General features: G+C 61.3%; 5 protein-coding genes. 1 reads left to right on the top strand and 4 read right to left on the bottom strand.

The features are described 5' to 3' along the window. Nucleotides 1-220: 220 nt before the first annotated feature. On the top strand, nt 221-1,024 hold the full coding sequence (gene dkgB / locus ACW9JE_RS25745) for a 2,5-didehydrogluconate reductase DkgB (RefSeq protein ID WP_224537662.1): 804 nt from the start codon (nt 221-223) through the stop codon (nt 1,022-1,024). On the opposite strand, the gene ACW9JE_RS25740 is transcribed toward dkgB, so the two are convergent. The 4 genes from ACW9JE_RS25740 to mgtA form a co-directional block, all read right to left on the bottom strand. Then, a complete protein-coding gene (locus tag ACW9JE_RS25740; protein WP_457434334.1) occupies nt 1,021-4,254 on the bottom strand; it encodes a transporter substrate-binding domain-containing protein in 3,234 nt (1,077 codons plus the stop codon). The two genes, dkgB and ACW9JE_RS25740, sit on opposite strands and share 4 nt — an antisense overlap. Continuing rightward, nucleotides 4,255-4,875, bottom strand: coding sequence for a response regulator transcription factor (locus tag ACW9JE_RS25735; RefSeq protein WP_224537658.1), 621 nt, complete (start codon nt 4,873-4,875; stop codon nt 4,255-4,257). It lies immediately after the preceding gene. 80 nt (nt 4,876-4,955) lie between these two features. After that, nucleotides 4,956-5,378: a response regulator gene (locus tag ACW9JE_RS25730; protein ID WP_457434333.1), complete on the bottom strand. Its 423-nt coding sequence runs from the start codon at nt 5,376-5,378 to the stop codon at nt 4,956-4,958. Nucleotides 5,379-5,872: 494 nt separating this feature from the next. Then, a complete protein-coding gene (gene mgtA / locus ACW9JE_RS25725; RefSeq protein ID WP_457434332.1) occupies nt 5,873-8,590 on the bottom strand; it encodes a magnesium-translocating P-type ATPase in 2,718 nt (905 codons plus the stop codon). Between the last annotated feature and the right edge of the window lie 475 nt (nt 8,591-9,065).

The raw sequence follows: 9,065 nt of genomic DNA, 5'->3' as shown, positions 1-9,065 counted from the left end.
CACATTGGATTTTTGTCACACACAAAATTTGTGTCACATGAAGATCAACTGTGGGAGCGGGCTTGCTCGCGAAGAGGCCCGACCGGACACCATCAATCCAACTGACCCGACACCCATTCTTGACCTACGGTTAACATTGCTTTGCCGCTCCAGCGGTTTTTCTCACGGATGCAGATGCGGATACTGCCGCCCATTCCCACCGCAACCACTGGAGTCTTCAATGTCTATTCCCGCCTTCGGCCTCGGTACTTTCCGCTTGCAGGGCCAGGTGGTGATCGATTCGGTCCGAACCGGCCTGGAGCTGGGTTACCGCACCGTCGACACCGCGCAGATCTATGAGAATGAAGCCGAAGTCGGCGAGGCCATCGCTGCCAGCGGCATCCCCCGCGAAGAGCTGTTCATCACCAGCAAGATCTGGGTCGCCAACTTCGCAGGCGGCCGCCTGATCGAGAGCCTGAAGGAAAGCCTGCAAAAACTGCGCACCGATTACCTGGACCTGACCCTGATCCACTGGCCGTCGCCGGAAGACCAGGTGCCGGTCGCCGAATTCATGGGCGCCCTGCTCGAAGCCAAACGCCTGGGCCTGACCCGGCAGATCGGTGTGTCGAACTTCACCGTCGACCTGATGAAACAGGCCATCGCCGCCGTCGGTGCCGAGAACATCGCCACCAACCAGATCGAACTGCATCCGTACCTGCAAAACCGCAAGGTGGTCGAGTTCGCACAGAGCCAGGGCATCCACATCACCTCGTACATGACCCTGGCCTACGGTGAAGTGCTCAAGGACCCTGTCGTCGAGCAGATCGCCGATCGCCTGCAAGCCACCCCGGCCCAGGTGACCCTGGCCTGGGCCATGCAATCGGGTTATGCGGTGATCCCGTCTTCGACCAAGCGCGCCAACTTGGCCAGCAACCTCAAGGCCTGCGAGCTGAAACTGAGCGAGGCCGACATGGCGCTGATCGCCGGCCTCGACCGCGGTCATCGCCTGACCAGCCCGGAAGGCCTGGCTCCACTCTGGGATTAACCGGCGTTTGAACCAAGGCTGTGATCCAGACGGGTCATGGCCTGCTGCAACTGATCGACAGCCGCGTCGATCAGTATGGCGTCATCGTCGCGGCAGGCTTGTTCCAGCCGCTCGCAACAGTCCACCAGATTCTGCGCCTGAACCATCTGCGCCCCGCCCTTGATCCGGTGCGCCAGATCTTGCACGGCATGGCGATCACCACTGGCATGCACCTGCAACAAGCGTTCACGGTCTTCGCGATTGGTCACCGCCAGATCGTGCAACAGCTGGGTGATGAGCTCATCGTCAGCACCGGTGAAGTGGCGAAGCCCGCTCAGATCAATCTCCGCGTTAGCCGGCAGTTCGCTCGCCTCCCCCGGAAATTTCGACGCCAGCCAGGCGCTCAGGTCGACCAGTCGAATCGGCTTGAACAGGCAATCGTCCATCCCCGCGTCCAGACAACGCTTTTTCTCCTCGGGCTGCGCGTTGGCGGTGAAACCCAGAATCACTGTCGGCCGCTTACCGTCAAAGCCTTCCTCCTTGCGGATCGCCGCCGCCAGCTCGTAGCCGCTGACCACCGGCATGTTGCAGTCGGTGATGAGCAGATCGAATACCTGCTCGCGCCACCGCTCGAATCCCTGCTGCCCATCCTCCGCGACCTCGACCTGATGCCCCAGGTAACCCAGCTGGCGTGACATCAACAGGCGATTGGCCGGGTAATCGTCGACCACCAGAATCTTCAACTGACGGGGTTTTACTGGCGATTCTTCCGGCGCCGACTCGGCACAGGCAACTGCCGGCAGCGCCACCAGACTCAGATCGATCTGCACCCGCGTCCCGCGCCCCAGCTCGCTGTCGAGCTTGAGCGCACCACCCATCATGTCGCACAGGGTGCGGCTGATCGCCAAGCCAAGCCCCGAACCCTGCCGGCTCGATTGTGGGTTGTTGCCGGCCTGCACGAACGGGCTGAACAGCCGTTGCTGGTCAAAGGCGCTGATGCCGATGCCGCTGTCCTCGATGCACAGGCTGACCGCGACCCGATCCAGCGGCGCGGGCGTCACCTGCAATTTCAGGCTGATGTCGCCCTGTTCGGTGAACTTGATCGCATTGCTCAACAGGTTGGAGAGAATCTGCTTGAAGCGCGTGGGGTCGATCAGCAAGTCGCAATCGCTGTGCTCGCCCACCTCGACCCGCCATTGCAGGTTCTTCTGCCGGGCCAGCCCCTCGAAGACCCGGCACACCGACAGCACGAGCGCTTGCAGATTGGCCCGTTCCGGTGCCAGGGACAGATGCCCGGATTCGATCCGTGCAATGTCGAGAATGTCACCGATCAATCCGAGCAATTGCTGCCCGGCATTGGACGCCACCTCGATGGCCGCGCGGTCGGTCACGCCCTCGTCGGCTCGCTTGAGTGCCAGTTCCAGCATGCCTATCAGCGCGTTCATCGGCGTGCGGATCTCGTGGCTCATGGTCGCCAGGAAGGTGGTCTTGGCCCGGTTGGCATCGTCGGCGGCGTCCTTGGCTTCCTGCAATTGTCGCAGCCACTGCTGGCGCTGGCGGATCTGCCGACGCTGCCAGGCCATCGCGCTCAGGGCCAGGGTCAGCAGGACGCCGGCGGCGACGAAGCCCTGGAAAATGTTCTGCCGATGACGCAGCCAGTAGCTCTGCTCCACCATCAGATCGTTGCGCCAGGGCAGGGTCAGTTCTTCGATTTCTTCGGGAGGGATGCTCAACAGCGCCTTGTCGAGGATCGAGTGCAGTTCGGTCGCCTGGCGGCTGGTGGCCAGGGTGCTGCGGGCGGGGTCGGTACCCACGGTGCTGCTCACTTGCAGGCGATCGCGGTATTGCCGGGAAATCAGATAACGGGCGCTGATCAGTGAATTGATACTGCCGTCGGCCTTGCCTTGGGCGACCAGTTCCATGGCATCGGCCGACAGCGGCGCATCCATGCAGCGGATCAGCGGGAAGTGTTGGCGCACGAATTCTCCGGCGATATTGCCCTGGGTCAGGGCCAGGGTCTTTCCGGCCATCTGGTCGAGGACCTTGGGGCTGTCCGGCGCCACCCGGGTCACCAGCACCGAAGGGCTGGTCAGGAACGCCCGGGTGAACAGCAAGTCTTCCTCACGCTGGGAGCTCAGGCCGATCCCGGCCAGTACGTCGATCTCACCGCTTTTGATCGCCTTGACCATCTCGGCCACCGACGGCATGGCGCGGATGTCGAATTGCAGGCCGGTGCGCAGGCTGATTTTCGCCAGCACATCGACACCAATGCCGCGAAATTTGCTATCGCCGTCGATGAAGGTGATCGGCGCGATGTTTTCGTTGATCGCCACCCGCACCCGCGGGTGCTGATCGAGCCAGCGTTGCTCGGCCACGCTCAATTGCAGGGATTGCGTGCCGGGCATCGACACATCGCTCGCACCCCAGCGCCGCAGGATGTTCATCTGCTCATTGGCCGGAATCACCGCCAGCGCCTGGTTGACGATGCGCAGCAGCTGGTTGTTGTCGCCGCTCATGGCAAAGGCGAAACGCCCCGATTCCATGAGCGAGAAGTCGGCCAGTTGCACGTTGTTGAGGTAGTTTTTGCGGATCAGGTAGTGGGCGCTGATCGCATCGCCCAGGTAGACATCGGCCTGACCGAACGCCACGGCGCCCACCGCCGCCAGGGTCGAGGGGAACAGCTGAACCTGAGCCTGGGAATAGAACTGTTGCACGTTCCGTTCGGGCAGGTAGTGGTAGAGCATCGCCAGGCGCTTACCGGCCAGCGCCGGGTCCGGTAGCCATGAGGAATCGGTGCGGGTCACCAGCACCGGCTGGTCCACCGCGTAGGCACTGGACATCTGCAGTTGCGGGTCCTGGGTTTCATAGCTATTGGCCGTGCCCAGCAGGTCCACCTCGCCCTGCTTGAGCGCGCGCACGGCTTCTTCTCGCGAGGAGTAGCGTTGAATGTCGATCTCGATGCGCAACAGTTGCTGGAGCAGGCCGATGTAATCGGCGGTTATCCCTTCCAGGCTGTTGCCAGTGGCAGTGATGTCGAACGGGGGGTAGTCCGGGGCGGAGACGGCCAGGGTCAGGCGGCCCTTTTGCTGCAGCCAGCGCCAGTCGCCCGCGGGCAGCCTGACGCTGTAACCGTCCACGCTAGAACGTCCCAGCAAATTCAAGGTTTGTGGCTGTGCGCTGGCGCTTAATGTCCATAGATAAAGAATGGGCAGCAGCAGGATCAGGCAACGCAAATGTCGAAGAGAGTTCATTCAGATCAGATGATTGCGCAGAGCGAGATCGCGCAGATGGACCGACGAATCCACGTTTAGCTTTTCGATCAAGCGGGTTTTGTAGGTGCTGACGGTCTTGTGGCTCAGATGCAGGACGGCGGCGATTTCCTTGTTGCTGATACCCCGGGCCAGATGCTGGAAAATGGTCAGCTCGCGGTCCGACAGCTGATCGATCATTTCTTTTTCACTGCGCTGCAATGTAGTCACCTGACTCGTCGGCAGTTGGGTGAAATAGGTGTAGCCGCCCATCACCGCGCGGACGGCTTTTTGCAGATGTTCGAGATTATTGGTCTTGGGGACGTAGGCCGACGCGCCGGCCCGCATGCATCGGTCCTGATAGAACAGCGGCTCCTGGGAAGTGAAGACCACCACGCGACAGCCCATGTTGCCCGCTTTGATCCGCGTCAGTACTTCCAATCCGTCAAGGTATGGGATGTTCAGATCCAGTATCACAATGTCGGGTTTGTGCTCCCGGATCATCGGCAGTACTTCGTTGCCACTGTGGGCTTCATGAATACGCTGGAATCCCTCCTGCTTGAGTACGATTTTGACGGCGCCGAGAATCACCGGATGATCGTCCACAACGAGCCCTTTTCTCATGGCAACTCCCTGAGCAAAAACACGACGAGTGGGCAATGCCCGGATTAGACGCAGCGGCTGCGCATAGACTTTTGCACGGATCAGTGCGTCGGGCTACCTGACAGAAATGACAGTTCCGACGAACGGTCGACCTGGATCGGGACGGCCATCAGCCCGTGGATCATCCCCGGATCCGGCAGCACGGCATGGCTCACCTGAACCTTCCGCGGCCTTTGAGTAGGGATCGCGGGCAACTGCGCCTGCTGTCCGTCGTAGATCAACACGCGATCGAGTTGACCGTTGTCGAGACAGAAATCCAGCAGGTCCAGCTTGCCGCCCGCCATGGCTGCGTTGACCAGCAGCAAGTCGAAGGGCTCGCTGGCGTATTCGACCAGGATCAGCAGTTCGTCCAGGCTCTGCACCGGCGCCACGCCGAAGTAGCCGAGCTGATTGAACTGACGCTCGATCCGCAGCCGATTGAAGTGCTGTTCGTCCGCGATCAGGATGCGTGATGATTTTGGCAATATGACCTCCGCAGCGGGTCCGATTGATGAGGCGCGCAAGGCTACGGAAGAGACTCGGGGGTTTCTGTAGGACTTTTCCTAAATACAGACCCTCTTATCTGGACGGGGTGGTTTGGTTTTGGTGCTGTTCAAGTCCAGGAGCTCCTGTGGGAGCGAGCCTGCTCACGATGAATGCCCGGACACCGCGGGCATTCAGACACCCCGTGTCATCGTTGACCACCATCGCGAGCATGCTCGCTCCTACAGTGATTCGGGGTCGCCCACAGAATTGTGTATGGCCACAAAACCTGTGGGAGCTGGCTTGCCAGCGATGACGGCCTGGTAGCCAACCTGATGCTTGCGGATGTACGAGGCCCACTGTAGGAGCCGAGCTTGCTCGCGATGAACGAGAGAACACCACGGGGCATCAGGCCGCCAGCGTCATCATTGGCGACCATCGCGAGCAGGCTCGCTCCCACAGGGGGACATGTTCAAAAAGGGAAACACGCGCCACTTCACTGCCACCCAAACCGCCGAATATAGAACCCCTTCACCGCCTGCGTCAGCCCCATGTACGCCAGCAAAATCACCGGCAAGAACACAAAATACAACCCCGGCAACGCCTGCAATTTGAAGTAATGCGCCAACGGCCCCATCGGCAGAAAGATCCCCACCGCCATGATAATCCCGGTCATCACCATCAACGGCGTCGCCGCACGGCTCTGCAGGAACGGCACTTTCGGCGTGCGAATCATGTGCACGATCAACGTCTGGGTCAGCAGCCCCACCATGAACCAGCCAGACTGAAACAGCGTTTGATGCTCAGGCGAATTGGCGCCAAACACGTACCACATCAACGCATAGGTGGTGATGTCGAACACCGAGCTGATCGGCCCGAAAAACAGCATGAACCGCCCCACATCCGCCGGCTGCCAGCGTTGCGGCGCTGCCAGCATCTCGGCATCCACGTTGTCGAACGGAATGGCGATCTGCGAAACGTCATACAGCAGGTTCTGCACCAATAGATGCATCGGCAGCATCGGCAAAAACGGAATGAACGCACTGGCCACCAGCACCGAGAACACGTTGCCGAAGTTGGAGCTGGCGGTCATCTTTATGTACTTGAGCATGTTGGCGAAGGTGCGCCGCCCTTCCAGCACGCCCTCCTCCAGCACCATCAGGCTCTTTTCCAGGAGGATGATGTCCGCCGCTTCCTTGGCGATGTCCACGGCGCTGTCCACCGAAATGCCGATGTCGGCGGTACGCAGGGCCGGGGCGTCGTTGATGCCGTCGCCCATGAAGCCGACCACGTGGCCGTTGCCCTTGAGCAGGCGCACGATGCGTTCCTTGTGCGACGGCGTCAGTTTGGCGAAGACGTTGGTGTGCTCCACCGCCACCGCCAGTTCCGCATCGCTCATGCGCTCGACGTCGTTGCCCAGCAGCAGGCCCTGTTGTTCCAGCCCGACTTTGCGGCAGATCTTCGCGGTCACCAGTTCGTTGTCGCCAGTCAGCACTTTCACCGCCACGCCATGCTCGGCCAGGGCCCTGAGCGCCGGTGCGGTGCTGTCCTTGGGTGGATCGAGAAATGCCACGTAGCCGATCAGCGTCAGTTGCTGCTCATCCGCCAGGCTGTAGGTATCGCGCCCTTCAATCATCGGCCGCGCAGCCACCGCGACAACGCGCAGACCTTCGGCGTTGAAGGTGGCGGTGACCTGGCGAATCCGCGCCAGCAGTTCTTCGCTTAAAACCTCATCCACCGTGCCATGTCGCACCCGGCTGCACACCGCCAGCACTTCCTCCACAGCCCCCTTGCAGATCAACAGGTGCGGCTGATCACGCTCGGCGACCACCACCGACATGCGCCGGCGGGTGAAGTCGAAGGGAATCTCGTCGACCTTGCGAAACGCCGTGCCCACCTTCAATTCGCGATGGATTTCCACGTGCTCGAGCACCGCCACATCCAGCAGGTTTTTCAGGCCGGTCTGGTAGTAGCTGTTCAGATAGGCCATTTCCAGCACGTCATCGGAGTCGTTGCCCCAGACGTCGACGTTGCGCGCCAGGAAGATCCTGTCCTGGGTCAGGGTGCCGGTCTTGTCGGTGCACAGCACGTCCATGGCGCCGAAGTTCTGGATCGCGTCCAGGCGTTTGACGATGACTTTCTTGCGCGACAGGAACACCGCGCCCTTGGCCAGGGTCGAGGTGACGATCATCGGCAGCATTTCCGGGGTCAGGCCCACGGCAATCGACAGCGCGAACAGCAGCGCTTCGGTCCAGTCGCCCTTGGTGAAGCCGTTGATGAACAGCACCAGCGGCGCCATGACGAACATGAAGCGGATCAGCAGCCAGCTGACTTTGTTGACTCCGGTCTGGAACGAGGTCGGTGCGCGATCGGTGGCGCCGACACGCTGCGCCAGCGCGCCGAAATAGGTGTCGTTGCCGGTGGTGAGAATCAGCGCCATGGCCGTGCCGGACACCACGTTGGTGCCCATGAACAGAATGTTGTCCAGGTCCAGCGGATTGAGGGTGTCGCGGTCCTGCTGACGGGGGAATTTCTCCACCGGCATCGATTCGCCGGTCATCGCCGCCTGGCTGACGAACAGGTCCTTGGCGCTGAGCACCCGGCAGTCGGCGGGAATCATGTCGCCGGCGGACAGCACGATCAGATCACCCGGCACCAGTTGCTTGATCGGCAGTTCCAGGCGCTGGGCGCCCTGCCCTTGCATGTCCCGGCGCAGCACGGTCGCGGTGTTGCTGACCATGGCCTTGAGCGCGTCGGCGGCCTGGTTGGACTTGGCTTCCTGCCAGAAGCGCAGCAGGGTCGAGAGCACCACCATGGAGAAAATCACCACGGCGGCTTTCATGTCTTCGGTCAGCCAGGAGATGACCGCCAGCAGGGTCAGCAGCAGGTTGAACGGATTCTTGTAGCAGTGCCACAGGTGGGTCCACCAGGGCAGCGGCTGTTCGTGCTCGACCTCGTTGAGGCCGAACTGCTCGCGCAGCACGTCAGCCTCTTCATCGCTCAAGCCGTCGGTGTGGCTACCCAGGCGCGCGAGCAGCGGCCCGGTGTCGCTGCCGGCGGCGCTGACCAGGGTTTGCGCCAGGGTCGGTGGCACCTCGCGGCTGACCGTGGTGTCGGTGAAGTTTTCCAGCAGCGCCAGGCGACGGAAGTGCCGGGCAATGTGGCGGGTACGCAGGAATCCGGCGAAGAATTCCTTGAGCAGGGTCAGGTTCATGGCAGTTCCCCCAGGATCAGCCGGGAGACCGTCGAGCAGGCGTGTCGGTGCGCCGCGATGACGACAACAAGTCGAACATCACGCACGGTTCAGCGTCGATGAGAGGACGTCAGGAAGCCGACCGGGACCGGTCAGGGATCGGGAAGCCGCTGCTCGCATTTACGGCGAGACAACGGCACGGAAATTCAGCGCGTTATCTTGCCGGGAAGGTGCCGGTTATCGAAACCGGCCGACTACTGTCACTCGAACAAGTACCCACTGTGGGTCTCCGCTATTGATGAAAACGCGCGAAGCTTACGCCCCGGTATTTGGAGAGTAAACCTGTTGCAGGATCTTGCAGGGGGAATTGCGGGGTTCTTCAGGGAGGGTTCAGGAATGGGGTTTTGTGGTGCCTTTAAAGGCCTCATCGCGGGCAAGCCCGCTCCCACAGTTTTATCTTCTGCCACACAATTTGTGTCCACCGAAGATCCCTGTG

The organism is Pseudomonas sp. SDO55104_S430 (assembly GCF_054070595.1).
Note: the sequence above shows the minus strand (reverse complement) of the source record. Positions and strands in the feature narration are given on the sequence as shown.